This is a genomic window from Thermodesulfovibrio sp. TK110 (assembly GCF_054658355.1).
Genome location: NZ_BAAHNB010000001.1, coordinates 855,767 through 880,924, shown reverse-complemented (window position 1 = coordinate 880,924; position 25,158 = coordinate 855,767). Strand labels below are relative to the sequence as shown.

Below are 25,158 nucleotides of genomic sequence, written 5' to 3'. Positions count from 1 at the left end.
TAAAGATGATTTTCCAGACTCTTTTATGCATTATGTTTGTTTTATGCCTTATTTTACCTGTTTTTGCAGAGGAAAAGGATGAAAAGCTTGAAGAGATTGTGGTTACTGGAGAGAAAATTGTTGTGCCTACAAAGCAAACTGGTGAGACAGTTTACACAGGAACAGAGATAACAACAAAGGGAATTGAACTTTCTGGAGAGAGAGGGAAAACAAATGTATACGAGGCAATTTCAATTCTGCCAGGTGTAGTTTTTGAAAGTGCTGATGCTAATAATTTAGCAACAGAGCAGGCAAACATAAGAATCAGAGGAGTAAGAGGCTATCTTGGAGCAATGACTGTTGAGGGAATTCCAAATTATGGTGGAAATCCAATGGGACCAAGAGCTTATATCTATGACATTGAAAACTTTCAAAGCATAGCGGTTTACAAAGGCGCAGTCCCTGCTGATTTAGGCTCAGGCGTTGGAAATAGAGGTGGCGCTATTGAGTTGAGACCACTTTGGGCTCAAAAAGAGATTGGGTTAAAGTTATCCCAATCAATTGGTTCTTTTGAGTATAAAAGAACCTATCTTAGATTTGACTCTGGAGAAATAAAGCCAACTGATACAAGATTTTCTCTTTCCTATTCTTTTACAGGGCAGGATAAATGGAAAGGTCCTGGAGAAATTGGACCAAGAAATAATTTAAATTTTACTTTTGTTCAGCCAATCGGAAAAAACATAGAGTTTAAAATCTGGGGAAACTTCAATGAAATAAAGCATGACAAATATCGCTTCCTCACTTATACTCAAACAAAAGACCTTGATAAATACTATCGCCTTGACTTCAATAACTCAATAACGGGCATTCCTGCACAGGATTATCTTTATTACCAATTCAACAGAGAGTATCATAAAAATAGAGATCTTTTTGCATCAATTACTGCAAAGGTAACCGATAATCTCAAGATTGTTTTAAAGCCATATATTTCAAAGGAAGATGCTAAAATATGGGATGGTTCACCAAATATTTCAGGTAATCCGGGAGTTCAGCAAAGAACAAGAGATATTGAAAGAAAAGGTATCATAGCAGAGATTGCCCTTGATTTTAATACAGTGAAAGCAACTGCAGGCTATAACTATGAATCAGCGGATATGAATATTTACTCTGAAAACTACTGGATTAATCCAGATGGTAGCCTGATATACAGAGGTTATGGAGTTTTCGCAACTACTGGAACAACCTATGTTAACAGTCCTTATTTGAAAGTTGCAGGAACTATAGATAAATTTAACTGGCAGGCAGGTATTAAATATTTTAAGTTTGAAGATTCAGCCAGTGATGGATATAGAACTACTTTTGTTGGAGGCAATCCTGTATTAACAAGAGCACCATACCTTGATAGAAAAGCAGAGACATATGATATATGGCTTCCAACAGCTGGTGTATCCTATACTTTTAATGAAAACATAGAAGCATACTTAAGTTATGGGAGAAACTATATAAGACCATATGCCTATATGCCAATTTTAAATTTATATAACCGACTTTACAGTCAATTTGTAGCTGCTGGGATTCCTTTAAGTGAACTATTTAAAAATAGAGACATTGAACAGTCTGACAATATTGACATAGGCTTAAGATTTCGTAAGGATTTCATAGAGGTAAATCCAACAATTTTCTTATCAAAACATAAAAATCTTTTAACAACAATAACTGATCCAAGAGTTATTGATCCTCAAACAAACAAACCTGTAAACTACCAGCAAAACATCGGGAAAGCAGAGGGATATGGCTTTGAAATAGGAACCACTGTTTATGTCTCTGACTGGCTTACTTTTTATCTTAATCCCACATTCAATCATTTAACCTATGATGGGAATATAACTTATTCAGGTCAAACCCTTTCAACAGATGGTAAACAGGTGGTGGATGTTCCAAAGTGGACTGTTGTAACAGGAGTTATCGCAAAATATAAAGACTTTGAAATAATTCCTCAGATGCGTTATCTTGGAAAAAGATACGGAGATTGCGAACACAAAGAAGAAATTCCTTCCTATGCAGTGTTTGATTTAAGATTAAACTATGTTAAGGAGAAAGTAGGAATGCTCAGGGGAATGAAAATTTCCCTTGAGTTTGACAACATTTTCAATAAAAAATATGTTTCTGTAATTAATGCAATGGATGATGCTGTATCAGGCACAACTTATGGAGTGGGTGCTCCATTCACAATGAGAGGTTCTATATCATTTGCCTTTTAAGGAGGAATAGGTAATGAAAAAGATTGCAGTATGTGGAAAAGGTGGCGTTGGTAAAAGTTTTATTGTTTACGCACTTGCAAAGGCTTTTTCAAGGAGAGGCAAGAGAGTTCTTGTTGTTGATTCTGATGAAAGCAATCAGACGCTTTACAGGCTTTTTGGCTTCAATGAACCTCCTTCTTCTTTTATGGATTTTCTTGGAGGTAAAAAAAGTGTGCAGCAAAGCCTGATCAAGAGATTTCAATCTGGGGAAAAAGAGCCAAAAATGAGCGTAATTGAAAAGGATACATTCAGCATTAATGATATTCCAGCAGAGTTTATCAAGAAAGATGGCAATCTGGCTCTTGTTAGCATAGGAAAAATCAAAGAACCAATGGAAGGATGTGCCTGTCCGATGGGAGTTGTAAGCAGGGAGTTTCTTGAAAAAATTGAGTTGCAGGAGAATGAAGTTATAGTTGTTGATACAGAGGCAGGCGTGGAGCATTTCGGAAGAGGTATAGAAAAGGGAATTGATACAGTTATAACAGTTGCAGAGCCCTATCTTGACTCTATTGAAGTTGCTGAGAAGGCAATTGGACTTGCTCAAAAGATGGGTAAAAATGTTTATTTTATTATCAACAAAGTGTCTTCTGATATTGAAAGTAAAGTTAAAGAGACAATTCAGAAAAGAGGCTTGCCTCTTTCAGGCGTGATACACTTTTCAGCTGATGTTTATAGTTTTTCAATTGATGGAAAAATTCCAGAAACTTCAGAAGCTTTCAGAGAAGTTGAGGAGTTTTTAGAAAAAGTGGGATATGTATGAGGGAATACCAATTTTTAATATAAAAACCTTATAGATCACAGGGGTAGGATAAATGAAGAGGGTTTTATTTATAGTTTGTTTTATTTTTATTTTTGCATCCTCTCTCAGTGCAAAAGAGATGGTCACAATAACTGACATGGCTGGAAGAAAAATTACAATCCCGAAAAAGGTTGAAAGAGTTGTGGCACTATCTGCTTCTTTGCGCTATATTGTTTATCTTCAGGCATTTGATAAGGTTGCAGGAATTGAAGGGATAGAAAAACAAAGAGTTATGAGAGGTAATCCAGCAACAGGAAAGGCATACTGGCTTGCAATAAAGGATAAGGTTCAGAATATTCCTTCAATTGGTGAAGGCGGACCTGGCAAGCTTCCTGATTTTGAAAAACTTATCACTGTAAAGCCTGATCTGGTTGTAACCTTTGAAGTTGACAATGCAGAACTGATTCAGAGCAAAACAGGGATTCCTGTTGTTGTTATTCAGTATGCAGGGACAGAGGGATTCAGAATTGAAGACATTCAGAATACCTTTACCTTTCTTGGAAAGATTCTTGACAGAGAAAAACGAGCAACTGAACTCAACAAATATATTCAACAATGCATTTCAGACCTGAGAAAGAGAACAGCTGGTTCAGCCAGACCAACAGTTTACATAGGTGCAATAAGTGCAAGGGGAGCGCATGGAATAACAAGCTCTGAAGCTCATTATCCGCCTCTTCAATGGCTTAACGTTAAAAACGTAGTTGATGAAACTGGTAGAATTGGACATGTTTTTATTGAGAGGGAAAAGCTTCTTTTATGGAATCCTCAGTATCTTTTCATTGATACAGGTGGAATCTCTCTCGTAAACGATGATTATTTAAAAAACAAAGAGTTTTATAAAAAACTTAAAGCAATAAAGGAAGGAAAAGTTTACACTGTTTTTCCATACAATTTTTACAGGACAAATCTTGAGATTCTCCTTGCCAATGCCTATTTCATGGGCAAAGTTATCTATCCTGATAAATTCAGGGACATAGAACCACGAAAAAAGGCAGGAGAGATATTCAAAAAATTTCTTGGAGTGGATGTTTACAATGATTTAAAACAAGTATACAGAGGATATGGAAAGGTTGAGTTTAAAGAGTCAGGAATTACAGTCTACTGAGCATTCAATAAAAAAACAGTATCTTAGGTCTTTTTATTCAAAGATTGCCTTTGGCTTTTTTTTAATAGCTCTTCTTATTGTTGTGGCAGCTGTCTCTGTTTCAACTGGCTCAATGAATCTTCCAATAAGTGAAGTTATCAGGTCTATATTAAATAACACGGAAAACTCCTATATCATATGGAACATAAGAGTAGCAAGGACAGTTGGCGCTATTCTTGCAGGTGCTTCTTTAGGCGTTGCAGGTGCTGTAATGCAGAATGTGCTTAAAAATCCACTGGCTTCTCCATTTACGCTGGGAGTTTCTCATGGTGCAGCTTTTGGTGCAGCCTTTGCAATAATTTTTCTTGGGGCTGGACAGACCCATTCATTTGGAACTGAGGCTGTAACAGTATTTAAAAGTTATCCTGTTGTAATTTCAGCATTTGCTGGTGCGATTCTTACGGTTTTACTTATTCTTTTTCTTTCATTTCTTAAAAATATAACTCCAGAGGCAATAATACTTGCTGGTGTTGCATTGAGCAGCCTTTTTGGCTCAGCAACCATGTTTTTACAGTATTTTGCCAGTGATTTTCAGGTGGCTGCAACTGTTTTCTGGACCTTTGGTGATATTGGAAAGGCTGGGTGGCTTGAAAACAGACTCATGTTTATTGTCTTCTGTCTCTGTTTTGTCTATTTCTTTCTTAATAGATGGAATTTTAATGTCCTTATGTGGGGAGATGAGGTGGCAAAAAGTCTTGGTGTTAATATCAAATTTTTAAGAGTTTCAGGAATGTTTTTCAGTGCTCTCGTTGTCTCTGTTTGCACTGCCTTTCTCGGGATAATAGGATTTGTAGGATTAATATCCCCTCATATTGTAAGGCTCATCATTGGTAGTGATCACAGGTTTTTAATTCCTTACTCAGCGATTTTTGGTGCAGTTTTGCTTTCTATTTCTGATTTGATTGCAAGAACAATAATTTCTCCATCTATATTGCCTGTTGGAATTATAACTTCCTTTGCTGGTGCACCTATGTTTTTTTATTTGCTCATAAGAAGGAGAAGACTGTAAATGCTAAAGATAGAAGAGCTTTCAGCTGGATACGGAGACAGAGAAGTTCTCAAGGGAATTAATCTGAAATTTAGAGATGGATTTGTTTATGCCATACTTGGACCCAATGGCTCAGGTAAGTCAACTCTTCTAAGAACCATTGACAGAATCATAAAACCAGAAAAAGGCACAGTTTACATAGATGGTGAGGATATAAGGAAATTTTCAGCAAGAGAGACTGCAAAAAGAATCGGCTATCTGCCTCAGCGTTCAAACTCTACTCCATATAGCTCGGTTTTTGATGCAATACTTCTTGGAAGAAAACCTCATATATACTTTGAACCAACTGAAAGAGACCTTGAAGTTGTTGAAAAAATAATTGATGATTTTGGACTTAAAGATTTTGCTTTCAGAAAGATCAATGAATTAAGCGGAGGGGAAGTCCAGAAAGTTCTCATAGCAAGAGCTCTTGCTCAGCAACCCAGGGTGCTTTTGCTTGATGAGCCTGTAAACCATCTTGATCCAAAAAATCAGATTGAGATACTTCAAATTTTAAGGAAATTAACACAGAGTTTAAATCTTACAACAATAATTGTTTTGCATGACATTAATCTTGCCATTCAGTTTGCCGATTATTTTATTTTTATGAAAGAGGGTGAGATTTACCAAACTGGAGACATTAACATAATTGAACCCTTACTTATAAAGAATGTTTATGATATTGATGTAAAAATAATAGAGCTTGACAGAAGAAGGTTTGTAATAGCTGATTTTTAGAAGATGTTATAATATTCCTATAACTCTTCTACTCTGATACAGAGTTTTTAGATGAATATAAAGACAGAGTTATAATGCAGTATCTTGATTTTCAATACTTTGAAAATATATTTAAAGATGCACTGTTATCTGATGATTAAAGGTAGAGCAGTAAATCAGCATTTTGAGGATATTTCAAATTTTTACAGTTATTACAAAGAGATATTAAAAAATCCTGAAAAATACGGATTTCATAAATGAAGTTGACTTAAGTTATAAATTTTTGCTTTAATATTATAACCCACGAAGGGTAAACTTGGTCATGAAGGCCGTGGAAGGGAATGTATCCCAACCACGGCTTTTTTTATGAATTAGACTCATGAAGGGTCTAAAGCCTCTCTGAAGGGAGCAGAGTATTTATAAAAATTTTTAAGGAGGGGCTAAAGATGATTTTCCAGACTCTTTTATGCATTATGTTTGTTTTATGCCTTATTTTACCTGTTTTTGCAGAGGAAAAGGATGAAAAGCTTGAAGAGATTGTGGTTACTGCTACAAGAACAGAGACTCCAGTTGAATCTGCACCTGCATCTGTAAGCATTGTAACAAAGGATAAAATTGAGCTTAAAGCACCTAAGAGCATTGACCAGACATTGAATGATGTTCCCGGTGTATTTGTAAGAAGAGGAAAGGGTTTGATGGATACTCTTTCATTTATTACTTTGAGAGGTATTCCAGAGCAGAAAAGAACTCTGATTCTTATGGATGGAGTAGTTCTAAATAATCCATATACAGGCTATGTAAAAATGGGCGGATACTATCCAGAAGACCTTGAAAGAGTTGAGGTTGTTAAAGGTCCTTTTTCATCCCTTTATGGTGGTTATGCAATGGGTGGAGTTGTAAACTTTATTACGAAGATGCCTGAAAAAAGGGAGTTTATTTTTAAATCTGGATATGGCTCAAGCTGGAACAGAGGAGAAGCAATGGATGATTTAAGAAGAATTTACGCATCTTATGGTGACAAACTCTGGGATAAATTAAGTATATTTTTAAGCTATGGCTGGCAGGGTACAAATGGATATCTAACTGATTTGAATGTTCAGACATCAAAGCCACCTACAGGAATTACTGGATATGAAATAACTTCAACCAGAGAAGGTAAAACTGCCTATTTAATAGGTGATAAAGGGGACAACCGCTGGTGGGATGATGGAATTACAATAAAAACACAGTATGAGTTTGATAAAGATACAAAAATAAGATTTAGTTTTATGAGAAATCGCTATGAATACAACTACGATGACCCACATACTTATTTAAGGGATGCTTTAGGAAATCCTGTATGGAAATATGGAAGTGTATCTGAAAATTCATTTCTTTCTGGTGCTGGAGGAAGAATTCAGAATACTTACTCTTTAAACTTTGAAACAAGGCTTTACAAAGACTTGAAAATGAAGCTTAATCTTTCATACCTTGATACAGAAAAAGACTGGTATGTAACAACTTTATCTGAGGCAACAAGATATGGATGTGGCTCAGATCCAACAAAATGTGGTTATGTATCAAACACTCCAGCAGAGGCTTACATGGCAGATTTACAGTTTAGCTTACCTTTATTTAACAATCAAATTCTTACTTTTGGTGGTTCCTTCAGGCATGGATATGCAAATACAAAGGAAAAGTATTTAAAAGACTGGAGAGATGAAGATTCAACAACAACTCTAAAATATGAATCAAAGGGAAAGGATAGAACATATGCGTTCTTTATTCAGGATGAGATAATGCTTCTTAATAATCTTACTGCCTATATAGGCTTTAGAGAGGATTGGTGGAAAACTTATGATGGGTATGCAAACGATGTTGGCAAAGCTGGTTATCCAAAGGATTATCCATCAAAGTCAAAATCTTCATTTTCACCAAAGTTTGCTTTAGTTTATAAACCCTTTGAAGCAACAACTCTTCGTGGCTCACTTGGAAAGGCATTCAGACCTCCAACAGTTTATGAGCTTTATAGAACATGGACTTCTTCTTCTGGAACTACATATGCTGGGAATCCTTATTTAGATCCTGAAACTGTTGTCTCATGGGATATTGGAATTGAGCAAAAACTCTGGAAAGGCGCAAAATTATCTTTAACTTATTTTGAAAACTATATGAAAGATTTAATTTATCGTAAAACAGTTACTAGCACATATCAGGAACTGATAAATGTTGGAAAAGCTGAATCAAGGGGTGTTGAGTTTGAGATTGAGCAGAGATTTGAAAAATGGCTGAGATTATTTGGTAACTTTACATATACTGATTCTGAAATTAAAGAAAATGAAGCTAACCCAAAAACTGTTGGATGCAGACTAACATATACACCTCTTTGGAGAGCAAACATAGGAGCAGAGTTTGAAAAATCAGGATTTTCTGCCATGGTTGTCGGAAGATATGTTGGCAAGTGGTTCAATAATGATGATAACTCTGACTATGTAAATAATGTATATGGCTCCTATGACCCATACTTTGTTGTTGATGGAAGAGTGTCTTATCAGATTACAAAGTTTGCAAAGCTGAGCTTTTCAGTGGATAATATATTTGATAGAAAATACTATCAATACTACAGAGCGCCTGGAAGATCATGGTTTACAGAGCTTACATTAAAGTTTTAGCTTTTTTAATTACATTAGCATGGGTAGGGGCAACTTATGCCTCTACCTATACTGTAATTGACAAGCTTAATAGAAAGATTACTGTTCAGATTCCTGTTAAAAGAGCAGTGATTGTCATTTCCTATGAACTTATTCCTGCATTGAATATATGGAATCAGGTAGCAGGGGTATCCCGCTGGGCAGAGGAACACTGTGATCTTTATAAAGCAATTGTGAAAACAAATCCTTCATTCAAGAAACCAGCTGTAGGTGCAGGCTCTGATGTCAATGTTGAAGCAGTTCTTAAGCTTAATCCTGATATTGTGATTACATGGACATATAATCCAAATACAATTAAATTTCTTGAACAAAAGGGCATCAATGTAATAGGAATATATCCTGATAGCCTGAGAGAGCTTTATGAAGTAATGAGAATTCATGGAAAGCTTTTTGGAAAAGAAAAAAGGGCAGAGGAAGTTATTTCAGAGATGGAAAAGATTTTTAAGCTTATAAAAGATAGAGTATCAAAGATACCAGAAAACAAAAGAAAAAAAGTTATACATCTTGGCGGAAAGCCAACAACAGTCTCAGGTGCTATTGGTGTTACAAATGATGTAATAGAGATTGCTGGCGGAGTAAATTCTGCTAACTCAATAAAGCAGAGGAATACGGATGTATCAGTGGAAAAAATTATTCAATGGAATCCTGATGTGATCTTTATATGGGGCTCAGCAGGATACGATGAATCATGGCTATATAATAACTCTCAATGGAGATTTGTGAAAGCAGTAAAGGAGCATAAAGTTTATAAACTTCCAAAATGGTCTACATGGTCACCAAGACTTGCGCCAGTAGCACTATACATGGCAATGAAGATTTATCCTGAAGCTTTTAAAGATATTGATTTTGAAAAAACTGCTGATAGATTCTACCTAAAAGTATTCGAAATATCCTATTATAAAGTGAGGCAGTATGAAGGGTATTAAGGCATTGATAATTATTGTTTCTCCCTTAATAATTGGTTGGTTTGCACTTTTTTTAGGTGCTTATGGAGTGACACCTGTTATGGTTTTAAAGATACTGCTTAATGAAACCCTTCATGTTTTTGATATTGGTGATATTCCTGAAAAGGCAATAATCATTGATATAAGGCTTCCGAGAGTAATTCTTGCAGGGCTTGTTGGAGCAGCTTTGTCTGCTGCAGGGGTGACTCTTCAGGGAATATTTCGTAATCCCCTTGTTGATCCCTTCATTCTTGGTGTTTCAGCAGGTGCGGCTTTTGGATGTGCCATAACAATTGGATTCTTAAGTTATCTTCCCATTCAGTTTATGGCTTTTGTTTTTGCAGTAGCATCAGTTGTTATTGCTTACTCTGTTGCAAGAACACAGGGAGAGGTATCCCGTCTTCCTCTTATTCTTTCAGGAGTAATTGTTTCTGCCTTTTTTACGGCAATGGTATCAATTGTTAAGTTTCTTGTTGATCCTCATAAGCTTCAAAGCATTGTTTACTGGCTGATGGGAAGCTTTTCTCTTGCTGACTGGAACACAGTAAAGGTAGCAGGAATAGGTATTTTTGCTGGAATTTTTCCTGTTTTTCTTATGCGGTGGAGGCTTAATGTTATGAGTATGGGAGAAGAGGAAGCAAAATCTCTTGGAGTGAACATATCAATGGATAGAATTCTATTCATTGGATTTTCAACCCTTGCAGTTGCGGTTGCCACCTCTGTTACAGGAATTATTGGATGGGTAGGGCTCATGGTTCCTCATCTTGTAAGGATGCTTACAGGTCCTGACCATAAAACTCTTGTGCCACTTAGTCTTTCAGCAGGAGCATCATTTATGATTTTGGCTGACACTGTGTCAAGAACCCTTACGAGTTTTGACATTCCTGTTGGAATAATAACTGCAATTACCGGAGCACCGTTTTTTATATATTTAATGAAAAGAGGCGGAAAGGAAGCATGGGGTAAGTGATGCTTGAGGTTAATGAGCTATTTTTCAGACATAAAGGTGAAAGCAGGGATGTGCTTAAAGGAATAAGCTTTAAAGCTAAAAAAGGAGAGATTACAACTATACTTGGACCCAATGGCTCTGGAAAAACAACTCTTTTTAAATGTATTTCAGGTTTGTGGAAGCATTACAGGGGTGAGATCAAAGTTGAAGGAAAGGCAGTTGATTCTCTTTCATTCAAAAAAAGGGCTCGCCTATTTTCAGTTGTTCCTCAGGAACATGAGCCACCTTTTCCTTACTCTGTTTCTGATGTGGTTTTAATGGGAAGAGCAAGCTATGTGGGAGTTTTTTCATCTCCGGGGAAAAAAGACTATGAGAAAGTGAATGAAGCATTAAGTATTGTTGGAATTGAGTATCTTAAGGATATTCCCTATACAAAGATAAGTGGTGGAGAGCGTCAGCTTACATTGATTGCAAGGGCTATTGCACAGGGTGCACCTGTGATGCTACTTGATGAGCCAACGAGTCATCTTGACTTTAGAAATCAGATAAATATACTTAAAAAAATTAAAGAAATTGTAAGAAGCAAAGAATTAACTGCTGTAATTACTCTTCATGATCCCAATCTTTCAGGATTTTTTTCAGATAAAGTGGTTGTAATTAACTCAGGAGCAAAGGTTGCAGAGGGTAAGCCAGATGATATTATTACTGAGGAATTAATTAAAAGGGTCTATGGTGTGGATGTAAAAAGAAACATTGTTGATGGACAGAGCATAATATGTCCAGTATTGTAAATCAGATGGTTTTATTTTTATTGAAAAACTTTTACAATGGAGGATTTAGATGCTTAAAATTATAGCAGTTGTCTGGCAGAGTTATTATAATATGCTTCTTAAGGCATCAAAAGATATAAAGGATTTTTCAGTTAAAGTTTACTCTGTTAGAGCACTTGAAAATGAAAGAGAAAAGCTTGATAATGCTTTAAGAGATGTGGAAGATGCTGATATTCTATTTTTCTATCGTTCAAATGAGTCTGTATGGGAGGAGATTGAAAGGAAACTAAAAGAAGGTGGTATTAAGGGCAAAATTGTTTGTCTTGGACATGATCCTTCCTACTGGACTCTCTCAAATGTAGCACCTGAAATCATAAGCAAAGCTTATAGTTATCTTGTTATAAATGGTGAGAAAAATATAAAGAATATGTTTCTATTTTTAGCCAGTAAAGTTGCAGGGCTTGATATTTCTTATGAAGAGCCCGAGCAGATTCCATGGGAAGGACTATATCATCCTGATGCTGAAAAGATTTTTACCAGTATTGATGAGTATATGGATTGGTATAAAAAGAAGGATACTCCAACTGTTGGCATTCTCTTTTCAAGGCATTACTGGATAAATGGAAACACAGAGGTTGAGGATTTATTGATTAGAGAGCTTGAAGCAAAGGGATTAAATGTGATCGCTGGGTTTGCCTATTCAGTAAAAGATGATGCTCTTGGAACAAAAGGAAGTGGAGAATTAGTAGTTGAATGGTTTATTGATAAAGAAGGTAAGCCAAGAATTGATGCTATGGTAAAGCTTATATCATTCTTTCTTGGAACGAGCAGAATAAAAAGAATGGATAACACTGATGTTGCCTCAGAGGGAGTGGAAATTCTTAAAAAGCTTGATGTTCCTGTTATATCCCCTGTTTCTTCCTATTACAAAACAGTTGAGGAATGGGAAAAGGAGGAGTTGAATCTTGACATAGGCTGGTCAGTTGCACTTCCTGAGTTTGAAGGAGTGATAGAGCCTGTAATAATTTCTGCACAGGTTGAAGGAAGTGAAGACGAAAGAAGAAAGATGCCCATAAAAGAAAGAGTGAAAAAGCTTGCTGATAGAATTGAAAGATGGATTGATTTAAGGAAAACACCTCCTCATGAAAGAAGAATTGCCTTTGTTTTTCATAACAATCCCTGCGCATCTGTTGAGGCAACTGTTGGCTCTGCAGCACATCTTGACAGCCTTGAAAGCGTGGTAAGAATTATGAAAAGGATGAAAGAGGCTGGTTATAATGTAAATCCCTTAGAAAATGGCAAAGCATTAATTGATGAAATAATGAATAAAAAGGCAATATCAGAGTTCAGATGGACAACTGTTGAGGAGATTGTCCTGAAAGGTGGTGCTATTGCATTTGTTGATAAAGATAAATATATAGAATGGTTTAATGAGCTTCCTGAAAAGACACGGCTCAGAATGATTGAGGCATGGGGTGAGCCACCTGGTGAGTATAAAAGCGGTATTCCGCCAGCTATGGTTTATGATGGAAAGATTGTTATCACAGGCTTAAACTTTGGGAATGTGCTTGTAATGGTTCAGCCAAAGCGTGGATGTGCAGGTGCCAGATGTGATGGACAGGTTTGTAAAATCCTTCATGATCCTGATGTTCCACCTCCTCATCAGTATGTGGCAACATATAAATGGCTTTCCCGTGATTTTAAGGTTAATGCAATAGTTCATGTTGGAACACATGGAAATCTTGAGTTTTTACCAGGAAAAGCAGTAGCACTTTCCAATGCCTGTTTCCCTGATATTGGAATAGATACTCTTCCTCATCTTTATATTTACAATGCTGATAATCCTCCTGAGGGAACAATAGCAAAAAGGCGAAGTTACGCAGTGCTTGTTGACCATATGCAGACAGTTTTAATTGAAGGTGGACTCTATGATGAACTTCTTGAGCTTGAAAGACTTCTTGGTGAGTATGAGGAAGCAAAAAAGAAAGAGCCTGCAAGGCTACATACTCTCAAGCATATGATAATTCATGCCATAGTTAAAGCAAAGCTTGACAGTGAAATAAAAATTCCATGGAAGGGTAAAAAGCTCTCCCTTTCTCAGTTGAGTCATGATGAGATTCATGAACTTCCCTTTGAAAAAATAATTGAGGAAACACATGGCAGGCTTTCACTTATAAGAAACACTCAGATTCAGGATGGAATGCATATATTTGGTGAGACTCCTAAGGGAGAAAGAAGAATTGATTTCATTTATTCCATATTAAGATATGATTCAGGTGATGAGCATTCATTGAAAAAGGAGGTTGCAAGACTTCTTGGTTATGAACTAAACGAACTTTTATCAGAGCAGAACAAGATTGACCCATTGACAGGTAAGTCATACGGAGCAATAATTGAGGAAATAGACAGGATAGGTAAAGAGATAGTAAGAGAAGTTCTAAATCAGCAAGGTGTTGGTTTGTAAATATGTATATCTGGAATTATTTCAAAATCTTTATCATTTGTGGCAAGTTTATTGATACCGCATTCAAACATTGTTTCAATAAACAGAGCATCATTTCCGAGAAAACCATATTGTTTTTTGATTTTTTGAGCTTTTTTAACATTATCAAAACTAACAGAAACTACATTGATATTCAAGTTTTCAATTATATAAACAAGATTTCTGCTAATTTCAAGCTGTTTTACTATTTCCAGATTATTTTTGAGAAAGGTTGTTATTTTTTGCAGGGAAATTTCAGGAAATTTTATAATGGCTTCTTCTACCATTACTCTATGAATTACTTCCTGTATAACAACTGCATTTGTAGTGCCTTTAATTTCTTGATTCTCTATCCTTTTAAAAAATCTGGAGCAAGAGCGGTTAAAGATGGAATCTTTAGAAAAGAAATATATAAAGATATTCGCATCTATGAATACTTCAGTGTTATTTTCAATTTCTTCAAGAATATGAATCATTCAATTTCAAATTCCGGATCAAGAGCTATTTTTTCAATTACTTCATTATTTAATCCTTTTATAATTCCGCTGAATAAATCAGAAATTGAAAGTTCATCTTCGTCGGATATAATAATTTTAAAATGTTTCTTTTCTTTAATGGAAATTTCAGAAAGAGGTTTCAGAACACCATTTTCATATATAACTTCTAAAATTTTCATGTTTAATTATAACACAAAATTGGAGGTGGCATGATGGAAATCCTTGAAAAATTACTTAACCTTTCTCTTTCGTTTCTCCCTTTTTTCTTCAAAAATTACAAGAAGATACATGAATATGGCAAAAATGGCAATACCTATGTAAGTTATATAAATAGGCTTCATTTTTACTCCTCCTTATCTTCTGGTATTATAAAAAAAGCTATTATTCCTATTATAAATGCAAGTAGTAGCCCTGTAAACACGATTAAGTATGTCAATTTTTCTGAAAAAAGTCCTGTTATTACAATAGCGGTAAGTAAATACTTTACTACGTCAAAAAGCATAGATCCCAAAATTTTTCTTCTTTCTCTAATCATTTGCTTAATTATATCACAGGAGGTGGCATGATGGAAATCCTTAAAAAAATAAACTGGGATAAGCCTGAATGGAAGGCAATTAAAGAGAAGATACTGGAGTTAAACAGAAAGATTGAGGATTCAAAGGAGATTGAATCGCTACTTCATGGTTTTTCAGGTGGATACATTCCTTCAGGTCCATCAGGGCTTATAACCCGCGGAAGGGACGATGTTCTGCCAACAGGACGAAACTTTTACAGTCTTGATCCGCATAGAGTTCCAACAAAGTCTGCCTATGAGATTGGTAAAAGACTTGCTGAAAAGCTTATTGAAAAATATTTAAATGAAGAAGGAAGATTCCCTGAAAATGTGGCAGTTTACTGGCAGTCCACAGACATAATGTGGGCTGACGGAGAAGGAATGGGACAGATAATGCATCTTCTTGGTGTAAAACCTTTATGGCTTTCAAATGGAAGAGTAAAGGGATTTGAGATAATACCAATTAAAGAACTTGGAAGACCTCGTATTGATGTAACAATAAGAGTTTCAGGAATAACAAGGGATAATTTTCCAATGTGTATTGAGCTTATTGATGAGGCGGTTCAGGCAGTTGCCTTTCTTGATGAGCCTGAAGATATGAATTTTATAAAAAAACATACAATCAGAGCTTGTCAGAATGGCGGAGACAGGCGTTCAGCTACATTAAGGATTTTCTGCTCAATGCCAGGAACCTATCAGGCAGGAACTCAGCTTGCAGTATATGCATCTGCATGGAAAGAAGAGAAAGACCTTGCAGAGGTTTTTCTTTACTGGAATGGATATGCCTATGGGAAGGGAATATGGGGAGAAAGCAAGCATAAAGAACTTGCCAATGCTTTAAAAACAGTTGATATAACTTACAATAAAGTAGTCTCAGATGAGTATGATCTTTTTGGATGTTGTTGCTATTTTGGAACTCATGGTGGAATCACAGCCGCTGCAAGACATTTAAGCGGAAAGGAAGTAAAAACCTATTATGGAGACACCCGTAATCCCGAACATGTGGAAGTTAGAGATCTTGCTGACGAGATAAGGCGTGTTGTGCGAACAAAGCTATTAAATCCAAAATGGATTGAGGGAATGAAAAGACACGGATACAAAGGTGCAGCAGACATATCAAAAAGAATAGGAAGAATTTATGGATGGGAAGCAACAACAAAGGAGGTTGATGACTGGATTTTTGATGACATTACAAGAACATTCATGATGAACGAGGAAAACAGAAGATTCTTTGAGGAGCATAATCCCTGGGCACTTGAGGAGATCGCAAGAAGGCTGATTGAGGCAGCTGAAAGAGGACTATGGAATCCTTCAGAGGATGTAAAAGAAGCATTAAAGGCAATCTATCTTGAGATTGAGGGATGGATTGAGGAAAAAATGGGAGATACAAAAGGAAACTTTCAGGGTGGTTCAATAGATGTTGTAACTGCAGAGGAAGTTGAATACTGGAAAAAGAAGATGCAAGAGGTGATGAAATGATATTTCCATTTACTGCAATTGTTGATCAGGAGGAGATGAAATTAGGGCTCATACTGAATGTTATTGACCCAAACATAGGCGGTGTTCTTATTATGGGAGAAAAGGGCACTGCAAAGTCAACAGCTGTGAGAGCACTTGCTGATTTACTTCCTGAGATAGATGTTGTCAAAGGCTGCAGATTCAACTGTTCACCTGAGGGACCTTTCTGCAGTGACTGTATTGAGAAACTTAATAACAATGGCTTAATTGAAATTGAAAAGAAAAAGATGCGTGTTGTTGAACTTCCATTAGGTGTTACAGAGGACAGACTGATAGGCACACTTGATATTGAGTATGCAATTAAAAAGGGTGAAAAAAGATTTGAACCAGGAATTCTTGCTGATGCAAACAGAAACTTTCTTTACGTTGATGAAGTAAATCTTCTTGAAGACCACATTGTTGACCTTTTGCTTGACTCTGCTGCAATGGGAGTAAATACTGTTGAAAGAGAAGGAGTTTCCTTTGTCCATCCAGCAAGATTTATTCTTGTTGGAACAATGAATCCTGAAGAAGGTGAGCTAAGACCTCAGCTTCTTGACAGATTTGGTTTATGCGTTCATGTCAATTCATTGAAGGATAAGGCTTTGCGGGTTGAGATTTTAAAAAGAAAATCCCAATTTGACGACGATCCAGAGGAGTTTTATAAGAAATGGCAGAGTGAACAGGAAAAGCTTGCAGAGAAAATTATGAATGCAAAGGAAAGGCTTAAAAGTTTAAATATCACAGAGAGTTCTCTATCAGCAGTTGTTGAAATAACAGCAGAGTTAAATCTTGATGGTCACAGGGCTGATATTGTTATGCTCAAGGCTGCAAGAGCTTTTGCAGCTTTCAATGAAAAAGATGAAATAACCCGTGAGGATATTAAGGCAGTTGCTCCCTTTGCTTTAAGACACAGGCTCAAAAGACTTCCCTTTGAAGATGTATCTATAGAGACAGAAAAACTTAATGCAATACTTGAAAGAATTTAAAATAGGCTTTTCAGATTTTGTAGGACAGGAATCAGCAAAGCTTGCTCTTTTGTTAAATCTAATTGAGCCAGCATGTGGTGGAGTTTTACTTGCAGGTAAAAGGGGTACAGGTAAATCAACTCTGCTCAGAGCTTTCAAAGAAATTGTTAAAGCATTCAAAATTCCCTTTATTGAATTACCGATGAATGCCACTGAAGAGGCAGTTTTAGGTGGAATTGATATTGAGGAAACCATTAAAACTGGCAAAAGAAGGTTTCAGAAAGGACTTCTTTCAAAGGCAGATGGAGGATTTCTCATTATTGAAGACATAAACCTTTTTCCCCATGACATACTTTCAATTATTTTTGAAGTTCAATCAAGGACTGAAAATATAATTGAAAGAGAGGGAATTACGCTTAGAGAGTCTGCAGAGTTTCAGATTCTTGCCACAATGAATCCTGAGGAAGCAGATTTTTCTTCTCATTTTCTTGACAGATTCGGCATGTGCGTTATCATGGATGAGATTAATGACAGAGAAAAAAGAAGGGAAATAATAAAACTTAATCTGACAGAGAAGAGAGAAATATCGGAGAATATTCATTTAATTGAAAAAATCAAATATCTTAGAGAGCTTATAAAAAAAGTTAAAGTTTCAGATGAAATAAAGGATTTTATATCAGAAATTGTTCTAAAAGAGGCTTTATCAGGGCATAGAGCAGACATCTTTCTTTTATACGCTTCAAAAGCTTACGCAGCATATGTTGGGGATGATTTTGTTAAACAAGAACATGTAATGACAGTTGCTCCACTTGTTTTAAATCACAGAAAAAAACTTATTGAGCAACCTGAAGAGCATGAGCATCAACACAAATCCGATGAAACTCAAGACTCAGAAAAAAATGATAACAGAGATAAAAAGGAGACTCCTTCATGGATAGATGAAAGCACTGAACAAGGAAAATCACAGAATACTCCGTCATCTGAAAAGGAAGAAGTTTTTCCTGTTGGTGAAAGTTTTGAAGTAAAAAGATTTTTTTTCAGAAAAGACAGAATACTCAGGCAGTTTACTGGAAGAAGAACAAAGACAAAAACAAAGGGCAGGGGAGGTAGATATGTAAGAAGTCTTATTAAGAAAAGAGATGATATAGCAATTGATGCAACTGTGAGGGCTGCTGCACCTTTTCAAAAAATAAGAGGAATGAAGGATTCATTGATAATTAAAGATGATGACTTAAGATACAGAGAAAAAGAAAGAAGAATGAGCCATACTGTAGTGTTCCTTGTTGATGGCTCAGGCTCAATGGGAGTTGCTGAGAGAATGATTGCTACAAAAGGAGCAATTCTTTCACTTTTAATGGATTGTTATCAAAAAAGAGACAAAGTTTCAATGATTTTATTCAGAAAGGACAAAGCTGAAACAATTCTTCCTCCTACATCCTCTGTTGAACTTGCCTTAAAAAGACTTAAAGAAATTCCAACAGGAGGTAAGACTCCTCTTTCAGCAGGACTGATGGAGGCATACAAATTAATGAAAATAATGCATTTTAAAGAACCTCAGACCCGCCTGTTGGTATTTATTATTACAGATGGAAAGGCAAATGTATCATTAAGTGGAGGACATGTTTTTGAAGAACTAAAAAGCATCTGCTTTATGCTGAAAGATTTTCCCTTATCAGATTTTATTGTTATTGATACAGAAAAAAAGGATAAATTTATAAAGATGGATCTGGCAAGAAGGATTGCAGAATGGCTTCAGGCAAGGTATTTTCTGATAGAAGAGCTTAAAAGCGATAATCTTTTAAGCATTGTAAGAGCCTTCAAAATTTAAGCTGTGTTAAAATTAAAAAATGAATTCCCTCACATTTTATTTTAACAAGGCTGTTGATACCTATGAAAAAGTCGGGAGTTTACAGAAAAAGATTGCCTTTGAACTTTTAAGAAAAATTGAAAAATCCAATTATCAATACATTGTTGAAATTGGCAGTGGAAAAGGATTTTTAAGTATTCCCTTAAGCAAGATTCTTTCTTTTGAAAAATATATTCATATTGATATTTCTCTTGAATTTCTTAAAAAGCTTAGAAAAAATTTAAAAGGTAATCATATTATTATTAATGCCAGAGCAGAAGAAATGCCCTTAAAGGAAAATATAGCTGATTTAGTGGTTAGCTCTTCTACGCTGCACTGGCTTAAAGAGCCTGAAAAAAACTTCATAAAAATTTTTGATATTCTGAAAAAACACGGGAGATTCTACTTTTCTATTTTTACCTCAAATAGTTTAAAAGAGTTAAAAGAGATTTCAGAAATCACAGGTTTTGGTTCAGTTTTTACCTTGCAAAAGGCTGAATTTTATATTGAGATGATTCAAAAATTAGGATTTTCCTTTGATTATGAAGTAAAACTTTATCAGGAAATTTATGATTCACCCAGAGATTTGCTGATTTTTCATAAACTAACAGGAACGAACTATACTGAAAACAAAAAATTTTCAGGTAAGAACTCCTTTAAAAAATTTTGTGAAACATATAAAAGATTTTTTGGTAATCATAGAGGAGTTTACGCTACTTATGAAGTTTTATTTATAAAGGGGCAAAATTGAGCAAGGGGTCCCCAAAAAATCTACGATTGGGGTACCCCAAAAAGTCTTTGACTTTTTGGGGACCCCGTTTGGTGGTGCCCCATATGTGTTCTTGAGTCCAATCTCTATTGTGGAGAGGTTTTAATTTCTTCAATTCTTTCTTTAACTATATCAATCAGTTTTTCATGAAAACCCAGTGGTTTTGTATAATGTATTTCAATATCTGGATAATCTTTTTTGAATTTTTCAATAATTTCTGGGATGCTGGAATTTACATGGACTCCTGAAAAAAGAAAAAGAGGATGAATTATAATTTTTTTTGCCCTTTCCCTTACGCATTCTAACAGTATTTCTTCAACAGAAGGATTGCCATATTGAAGATAAGCATATTTTACATCTTTATGATTCATTTTAAGAGATATTGCGAGGGCTTTTGTGAACTCTTTAAGATTATCTGCTTCCTTCTTTAAACTGCCATGAACTACAATAATTACCTTATCCATTTTCAGAGGGGCTTTTTCTTTCTTCTTATCCATTTATCAATTTCAACAACCACTATAACTGAAAGAGCAACGAGAAGAATATTCTGCCAGTCAGACATTGAGATTGGCTGTGTTCTGAAAACCCACTGGAAAGCAGGCACATATATGAATGCAAGCTGGGCAAGAAAGGATGCAATGAGGCTGAAGAAAAGGAAGGGATTGCTAAGTAAAGGGATTTTAAATATGGATTCATATTCAGAGCGACTGTTCCATGCCTGAAAAAACTGGAAGAAAACCATTGTTGTAACTGCTACTGTTCTGGCTTTTTCAATAGATGCACCATTTTCCAATGCATTAATAAAATTAAAAACTACTCCCGCTGATATTAATACTCCCACAATTATTGTCCTTTCAATCAAAAGCTTTGACATGATTCCTTCTTTCGGATTCCTTGGAGGTCTTTCAAGAACTCCCTTTTCTCCTGGTTCAAAGGCAAGAGCAACATCCTGAAGTGCGTTTGTTACGAGATTTATCCATAAAATCTGGGCAGGCACATAGGGAATGGGAATACTGAAAACAATGGCAATAATAATTGAAAGTATGGATGCCACTCCTGTGGGAATAAGGAAAAAAGTTACCTTTCTAATGTTGTCAAAGACTATTCTGCCTTCTCTTACTGCATGAAATATACTTGCAAAGTTGTCATCAGTAAGAACCATATCAGAGGCTTCCTTTGCCACATCTGTTCCGCTTTTCCCCATGGCAATACCTATATGAGCGGACTTTAATGCCGGTGCATCATTTACACCATCTCCTGTAACTGCCACAATCTCTCCGTTACTCTTGAGTTGTTCAACAATTCTTAATTTATGTTCAGGAGATACTCTTGCATAAACTGAAACTTCCTTTACTTTATGAAAAAGCTCTTCATCGCTTATTTTTTCCAGTTCTTTTCCTGTGAGAACCTTTGATTTGCTATCTGAAATTCCAAGCATCTGTCCAATTGCCTTTGCAGTAACTGCATGGTCTCCTGTAATCATTACTACCCTGATTCCTGCTTTTTTACATCCCTTTATTGCCTCAACTGCTTCAGGTCTTGGAGGGTCAATCATTCCCTGTAACCCTGCAAAAACTAAACCTGAGACTGCATCGCATTTTTCCACTTCCCTGCAACTTATTTCTTCAATTTCTTCTGTTACCTCTCTGTAAGCAAAGGCAAGAATTCTTAGCCCTCTCTTTGCAAATTCGCTGGCAAGATGAAGGATTTTTTCTCTCTCTATTTCGTTTCCATGAGAATCCTTCACACACATATCAATAACCTTTTCAGGTGCTCCCTTAACAAATATGAATCTTTTACCTTTATGAATGTTTAAGGTTGCCATATAGCCTCTCTCAGACTCAAAGGGAATTATGGCAATCTGTCTGTATTTTTCCTTTTCTTCATCAGGATTAACTCCTGCTTTCATAGCTGAAACAATTAAAGCAGCTTCTGTTGGATCTCCGTTAATCCTGTATTCTCCATTCTCTGGATAAACAGAAGATTCGTTGCAAAGTAAGCCAATTCTCAGAACATCAATAAGATGTTTTCTTTTAGCTGCATTTATAGGCAAGCCTTCATGAAGTATCCTGCCTGAAGGCTCATATCCGCTTCCCTCTACTTCATAAACATTTTTCCCATCATAAATGACCTTTACTGTCATCTCGTTCTTTGTCAGTGTTCCTGTCTTGTCTGAGCCAATAACCGTGGTGCTGCCAAGTGTTTCCACTGCATGAAGCTTTCTTACAATAGCATTTTGTCTCGCCATTTTTGCCACACCAACTGCCAGAGCTATTGTTACAACAACAGGCAAGCCTTCAGGAATTGCCGCTACTGCAGCAGCAACCGCTGTCATAAACATATCCTTTATTGACTCACCAACAATCAATCCAGAAAGAAAAAGTAGCACAGATGCTAAAAGAACAATGATTCCAATGGCATTTGCAAATTTTGTTATCTTATCCTGAAGAGGTGCTTTTACTGTTTCTGCTTCTTTTATATGCTTTGCAATTTTGCCTAATACCGTGTTCATTCCTGTTTCAACAACCACACCCTTTGCTCTTCCACTTACCACAATGGTCCCCATGAATGCCATGTTTTTCTGGTCTCCGTAAGTGAGATTTTCCTCTTTTATTGTGTGATGATGTTTTTCCACAGGAAGGGATTCTCCAGTAAGTATGGATTCATCAATCTTAAGCTCAACAGTATGAATAAGTCTTATATCAGCAGGAACACGAATTCCAGAGTAAAGAAGAACAATATCTCCAGGAACAAGATCTTCACTGCTGATTTCCTTTTCTACTGCATCCCTTAACACCTTTGCCTTTGGAACAAGCATTTTCTTTAGCGCTCTAACGCTCTGTTCAGCCTTGTATTCCTGAAAATAGCCAATAATTGCATTGAGTATGACCACTGCAAAGATTACTCCTGCATCAATGTATTCTTTAAGAATTATGGAGATAGCTCCAGCAATTAGAAGAATGTAAATGAGAGGGCTTGCAAACTGATGAAGGAAAATCTTTAATTTTTTGACTCTTTCTTCTTTCTGAAGCCTGTTATAACCGTATTTAATAAGCCTTTTCTGAACTTCTTGAGAGGACAAACCTTTTTCATGGGTGTTAAGCTTTTCATAAATATCTCTTATGCTTAACTGATACCAGTTCATTTACTTTGAAAACCCCAGTTTTTTAAAAAAGTCTTTTATCTTTTTTGGCTTTTCCTCTATGAATTCAAAAAATCTCTCCCTGTTGAGAATAAGTAAACCCTTATCTTCAATAACAACCTCAGGAGGTAGATAGAGGAGATAATCCTCTCTTTCCTTTTTATCAAGCTCCAGATTAACAACAATTTTATCATCCCTTGGAATTTCCTCAAAAATCTCCTTTTTTCGCATGTAAAGCATTCGCCATATGTTCTTGCCTCTTTCATAATAGTCTCTGAGAGGCTCTTGATTAAACCATGATGGAAGAGGAGTTTCTGTTTCCTCAAAGTATGCTCTAAATATTTTTCTTCCAGCACTCAGAAAATCTCCTTCCATATTTAATCCATTCTCTTTAATTACCTCTTCTAATCGGAAAATAAAATCCCTGAAAATAACTGTTTCAAAGCTTTCCCTTATTTCTTCAAAATGTTTTAATGCCTCTGATTCCCTCGTCAGGTCAAAAGAGTTGTTTAATTGAATGTAATAAATACGCTTTATAACCTGCGCATCGGATTGAAAGGTTGTATTTGTTGTTGAGATAACTGTAGGATGCTGTCCTATCAGAGTATTTGATACTTCCTTTATGAAACTTTCACCCATAAAGGGCTTTGATATGTTTTTTGATGAAAAATATGCTCTATCTATTTCGTCAACAAAAATGGGGCATAAATTTTCATCTCTCAAAAACTCTTCAATAATCTGTGGAGGAATTTCCCTATAAGATGAAATAGTGGTTCTGCTATGATAGTGATAATACTGCTCATTGTTTCCTGTGGCAAGGCTTATAAATCTTAAAAGATGAGTTTTACCTGTGTTTGCCTTTCCTGCAATGAGTAAAAAAACGGGAATTTTGTAAAGAAGCTCTGCTCTGTCCTTAAGTTGTTTTCTTATTAACCATAAAAAGGGTGACATGAAGGCATAAAGAATCACTTCAAAGACTCTTTTTAGTGTTTGTTTGTCTTCTCGTGATGTAAATATTTCATAAGATTTAATAAATCTGTCAAGGATTTGAAGTTTTTCCCTGATAACCTGAACAGATGCAGGTCTACCAAATCTTTCAGACCATTCACCTCTAATGGCGATTAAATGTCCATCGTCCCATCGTAATTCAATCCTCTGGTCTTCAAATTCACCTTTTACAACCCTTCTTTTGGTGAGAATCTGCATTATTTTATCCTTCTGTTTTTCAATCTCTATCTTTGGAAGAATAATTCCACGACCATCCCTTTCTTTTCTTTTTATTATCAGGTCAATGAGTTCTCTTTCTTTTCTGATTATCCTGATTTCTTCATCCTTTTTCTTTATTGAATTTTCAAGATTTTCCACCCTCTCTTTTATTTCCTTTAAAGGAATTAGAGGAGAATGTTCCCTTAGTTCTTCAGCAATTTCTTTAACAATGTTAAGGCTTTCCTCTGGAAGAATTAATGTAATTTTGCCGGATTTAAGAATTTTCTCTTTGAGAGATAGTGGAATAAAGTCAATGCTTTTTTCGTAAATAGTTTTAATTCTTTCTGAATAATACTGACACCATATGGGATTAAAAAGGCTATCGTATCCCACAAGTTCTTCAAACTGTTTTCCTTCAAAAGCAGACTGGGTGAAGTTTGCTGAACCTACAAAAACGACGGAGAAATTATCTTTACTGAGTCTGTAAATTTTTGAATGAATTCTATATCCGATGGGAGAGTATCTTACTTCTATTTGTCCGAGAGCAACTCTTTTCTGTGTTTCCTCATCAAGGTCCTTTAGAAATTTTTCCTGCAACTCAGGAGAAAAATTCGTAAGGATTGTATCATCATCAATTCCGAGAATTAAAAGAATTCTCTTAAAGCCCTTTAAAGTTTCAAAAAAGAATCTTGGAGATGAAACATAGGTTACAACCTCTATGGAGTCAAATTTTTGAGGATTAAAAAACTCCCTGAGTGAATCTGAACATTTTTTATTATTAAAAAAAATTGAGAGGGTTTCTTTCTGGATAAAGCCTTCTTCGCGGTTTTCAAAAAGATTCATTATATATTATACCCTCTGGGTTTATCTTCAAAGCAA

General features: G+C 35.7%; 19 protein-coding genes and 1 pseudogene. 14 read left to right on the top strand and 6 right to left on the bottom strand.

Going from position 1 to position 25,158, the window contains the following annotated elements:
- Positions 1-5: 5 nt before the first annotated feature.
- The 10 genes from ACYQ3X_RS04595 (at position 6) to ACYQ3X_RS04550 (ending at position 13,783) form a co-directional block, all read left to right on the top strand.
- A complete protein-coding gene (locus tag ACYQ3X_RS04595; protein WP_460180643.1) occupies positions 6-2,240 on the top strand; it encodes a TonB-dependent receptor in 2,235 nt (744 codons plus the stop codon).
- Positions 2,241-2,253: 13 nt separating this feature from the next.
- Entirely contained in the window at positions 2,254-3,039 is a 786-nt protein-coding gene (locus ACYQ3X_RS04590) for an ATP-binding protein (RefSeq protein WP_460180642.1), read from the top strand.
- 52 nt (positions 3,040-3,091) lie between these two features.
- A complete protein-coding gene (locus ACYQ3X_RS04585) occupies positions 3,092-4,183 on the top strand; it encodes an iron ABC transporter substrate-binding protein (RefSeq protein WP_460180641.1) in 1,092 nt (363 codons plus the stop codon).
- Complete coding sequence (locus tag ACYQ3X_RS04580) at positions 4,140-5,231, top strand: FecCD family ABC transporter permease (RefSeq protein WP_460180640.1); 1,092 nt, start codon at positions 4,140-4,142, stop codon at positions 5,229-5,231. Before ACYQ3X_RS04585 ends, ACYQ3X_RS04580 begins: the two co-directional genes overlap by 44 nt.
- A complete protein-coding gene (locus tag ACYQ3X_RS04575; RefSeq protein WP_460180639.1) occupies positions 5,232-5,987 on the top strand; it encodes an ABC transporter ATP-binding protein in 756 nt (251 codons plus the stop codon).
- Between the two features lie 425 nt (positions 5,988-6,412).
- On the top strand, positions 6,413-8,617 hold the full coding sequence (locus ACYQ3X_RS04570; protein WP_460180638.1) for a TonB-dependent receptor plug domain-containing protein: 2,205 nt from the start codon (positions 6,413-6,415) through the stop codon (positions 8,615-8,617).
- Positions 8,587-9,582, top strand: a complete 996-nt coding sequence (locus ACYQ3X_RS04565) for an ABC transporter substrate-binding protein (protein WP_460180637.1) — start codon at positions 8,587-8,589, stop codon at positions 9,580-9,582. Before ACYQ3X_RS04570 ends, ACYQ3X_RS04565 begins: the two co-directional genes overlap by 31 nt.
- On the top strand, positions 9,569-10,570 hold the full coding sequence (locus ACYQ3X_RS04560) for a FecCD family ABC transporter permease (protein ID WP_460180636.1): 1,002 nt from the start codon (positions 9,569-9,571) through the stop codon (positions 10,568-10,570). Before ACYQ3X_RS04565 ends, ACYQ3X_RS04560 begins: the two co-directional genes overlap by 14 nt.
- On the top strand, positions 10,570-11,340 hold the full coding sequence (locus tag ACYQ3X_RS04555; RefSeq protein WP_460180635.1) for an ABC transporter ATP-binding protein: 771 nt from the start codon (positions 10,570-10,572) through the stop codon (positions 11,338-11,340). Before ACYQ3X_RS04560 ends, ACYQ3X_RS04555 begins: the two co-directional genes overlap by 1 nt.
- 49 nt (positions 11,341-11,389) lie before the next feature.
- Positions 11,390-13,783 carry a cobaltochelatase subunit CobN gene (locus ACYQ3X_RS04550; protein WP_460180634.1) on the top strand — a complete coding sequence of 798 codons (2,394 nt, stop codon included), beginning with the start codon at positions 11,390-11,392 and terminating at the stop codon, positions 13,781-13,783.
- Here ACYQ3X_RS04550 and ACYQ3X_RS04545 read toward each other — a convergent pair.
- The 3 genes from ACYQ3X_RS04545 to ACYQ3X_RS04535 form a co-directional block, all read right to left on the bottom strand.
- Complete coding sequence (locus ACYQ3X_RS04545) at positions 13,762-14,277, bottom strand: type II toxin-antitoxin system VapC family toxin (protein WP_460180633.1); 516 nt, start codon at positions 14,275-14,277, stop codon at positions 13,762-13,764. The genes ACYQ3X_RS04550 and ACYQ3X_RS04545 overlap by 22 nt on opposite strands.
- Positions 14,274-14,477, bottom strand: coding sequence for an antitoxin family protein (locus ACYQ3X_RS04540; RefSeq protein ID WP_460180632.1), 204 nt, complete (start codon positions 14,475-14,477; stop codon positions 14,274-14,276). Before ACYQ3X_RS04540 ends, ACYQ3X_RS04545 begins: the two co-directional genes overlap by 4 nt.
- A 164-nt stretch (positions 14,478-14,641) precedes the next feature.
- A complete protein-coding gene (locus ACYQ3X_RS04535; RefSeq protein ID WP_460180631.1) occupies positions 14,642-14,833 on the bottom strand; it encodes a hypothetical protein in 192 nt (63 codons plus the stop codon).
- Positions 14,834-14,908: 75 nt separating this feature from the next.
- Between ACYQ3X_RS04535 and ACYQ3X_RS04530 the strand changes: the two are divergent.
- The 4 genes and pseudogenes from ACYQ3X_RS04530 to ACYQ3X_RS04515 form a co-directional block, all read left to right on the top strand.
- A pseudogene (locus ACYQ3X_RS04530) lies at positions 14,909-16,330 on the top strand (cobaltochelatase subunit CobN); the annotation flags it as partial.
- Positions 16,327-17,337, top strand: a complete 1,011-nt coding sequence (locus ACYQ3X_RS04525) for an ATP-binding protein (RefSeq protein ID WP_460180630.1) — start codon at positions 16,327-16,329, stop codon at positions 17,335-17,337. The pseudogene ACYQ3X_RS04530 and the gene ACYQ3X_RS04525, both read left to right, overlap by 4 nt.
- A complete protein-coding gene (locus tag ACYQ3X_RS04520) occupies positions 17,315-19,144 on the top strand; it encodes a VWA domain-containing protein (RefSeq protein WP_460180629.1) in 1,830 nt (609 codons plus the stop codon). Before ACYQ3X_RS04525 ends, ACYQ3X_RS04520 begins: the two co-directional genes overlap by 23 nt.
- A gap of 19 nt (positions 19,145-19,163) precedes the next feature.
- Positions 19,164-19,913, top strand: coding sequence for a methyltransferase domain-containing protein (locus ACYQ3X_RS04515; RefSeq protein ID WP_460180628.1), 750 nt, complete (start codon positions 19,164-19,166; stop codon positions 19,911-19,913).
- 104 nt (positions 19,914-20,017) lie between these two features.
- Here ACYQ3X_RS04515 and ACYQ3X_RS04510 read toward each other — a convergent pair whose 3' ends face one another.
- The 3 genes from ACYQ3X_RS04510 to ACYQ3X_RS04500 are packed head-to-tail and all read right to left on the bottom strand — an operon-like array spanning position 20,018 to position 25,122.
- Complete coding sequence (locus tag ACYQ3X_RS04510; RefSeq protein WP_460180627.1) at positions 20,018-20,428, bottom strand: sirohydrochlorin chelatase; 411 nt, start codon at positions 20,426-20,428, stop codon at positions 20,018-20,020.
- Positions 20,398-23,076, bottom strand: a complete 2,679-nt coding sequence (locus tag ACYQ3X_RS04505; protein WP_460180626.1) for a cation-translocating P-type ATPase — start codon at positions 23,074-23,076, stop codon at positions 20,398-20,400. Before ACYQ3X_RS04505 ends, ACYQ3X_RS04510 begins: the two co-directional genes overlap by 31 nt.
- On the bottom strand, positions 23,077-25,122 hold the full coding sequence (locus ACYQ3X_RS04500; RefSeq protein ID WP_460180625.1) for a restriction endonuclease PLD domain-containing protein: 2,046 nt from the start codon (positions 25,120-25,122) through the stop codon (positions 23,077-23,079).
- Positions 25,123-25,158 lie beyond the last annotated feature (36 nt).

Bases quoted from the DNA above. Each gene is read 5' to 3' on its own strand.
- ACYQ3X_RS04540 (WP_460180632.1), bottom strand. From the start codon at position 14,477: ATGAAAATTTTAGAAGTTATATATGAAAATGGTGTTCTGAAACCTCTT.
- ACYQ3X_RS04505 (WP_460180626.1), bottom strand. From the start codon at position 23,076: ATGAACTGGTATCAGTTAAGCATAAGAGATATTTATGAAAAGCTTAAC.
- ACYQ3X_RS04555 (WP_460180635.1), top strand. From the start codon at position 10,570: ATGCTTGAGGTTAATGAGCTATTTTTCAGACATAAAGGTGAAAGCAGG.
- ACYQ3X_RS04560 (WP_460180636.1), top strand. From the start codon at position 9,569: ATGAAGGGTATTAAGGCATTGATAATTATTGTTTCTCCCTTAATAATT.
- ACYQ3X_RS04525 (WP_460180630.1), top strand. From the start codon at position 16,327: ATGATATTTCCATTTACTGCAATTGTTGATCAGGAGGAGATGAAATTA.
- ACYQ3X_RS04545 (WP_460180633.1), bottom strand. From the start codon at position 14,277: ATGATTCATATTCTTGAAGAAATTGAAAATAACACTGAAGTATTCATA.
- ACYQ3X_RS04565 (WP_460180637.1), top strand. From the start codon at position 8,587: ATGGTTTACAGAGCTTACATTAAAGTTTTAGCTTTTTTAATTACATTA.
- ACYQ3X_RS04590 (WP_460180642.1), top strand. From the start codon at position 2,254: ATGAAAAAGATTGCAGTATGTGGAAAAGGTGGCGTTGGTAAAAGTTTT.
- ACYQ3X_RS04500 (WP_460180625.1), bottom strand. From the start codon at position 25,122: ATGAATCTTTTTGAAAACCGCGAAGAAGGCTTTATCCAGAAAGAAACC.
- ACYQ3X_RS04520 (WP_460180629.1), top strand. From the start codon at position 17,315: ATGCAATACTTGAAAGAATTTAAAATAGGCTTTTCAGATTTTGTAGGA.
- ACYQ3X_RS04535 (WP_460180631.1), bottom strand. From the start codon at position 14,833: ATGATTAGAGAAAGAAGAAAAATTTTGGGATCTATGCTTTTTGACGTA.
- ACYQ3X_RS04550 (WP_460180634.1), top strand. From the start codon at position 11,390: ATGCTTAAAATTATAGCAGTTGTCTGGCAGAGTTATTATAATATGCTT.
- ACYQ3X_RS04510 (WP_460180627.1), bottom strand. From the start codon at position 20,428: ATGGATAAGAAGAAAGAAAAAGCCCCTCTGAAAATGGATAAGGTAATT.
- ACYQ3X_RS04585 (WP_460180641.1), top strand. From the start codon at position 3,092: ATGAAGAGGGTTTTATTTATAGTTTGTTTTATTTTTATTTTTGCATCC.
- ACYQ3X_RS04580 (WP_460180640.1), top strand. From the start codon at position 4,140: ATGGAAAGGTTGAGTTTAAAGAGTCAGGAATTACAGTCTACTGAGCAT.
- ACYQ3X_RS04595 (WP_460180643.1), top strand. From the start codon at position 6: ATGATTTTCCAGACTCTTTTATGCATTATGTTTGTTTTATGCCTTATT.
- ACYQ3X_RS04575 (WP_460180639.1), top strand. From the start codon at position 5,232: ATGCTAAAGATAGAAGAGCTTTCAGCTGGATACGGAGACAGAGAAGTT.
- ACYQ3X_RS04515 (WP_460180628.1), top strand. From the start codon at position 19,164: ATGAATTCCCTCACATTTTATTTTAACAAGGCTGTTGATACCTATGAA.
- ACYQ3X_RS04570 (WP_460180638.1), top strand. From the start codon at position 6,413: ATGATTTTCCAGACTCTTTTATGCATTATGTTTGTTTTATGCCTTATT.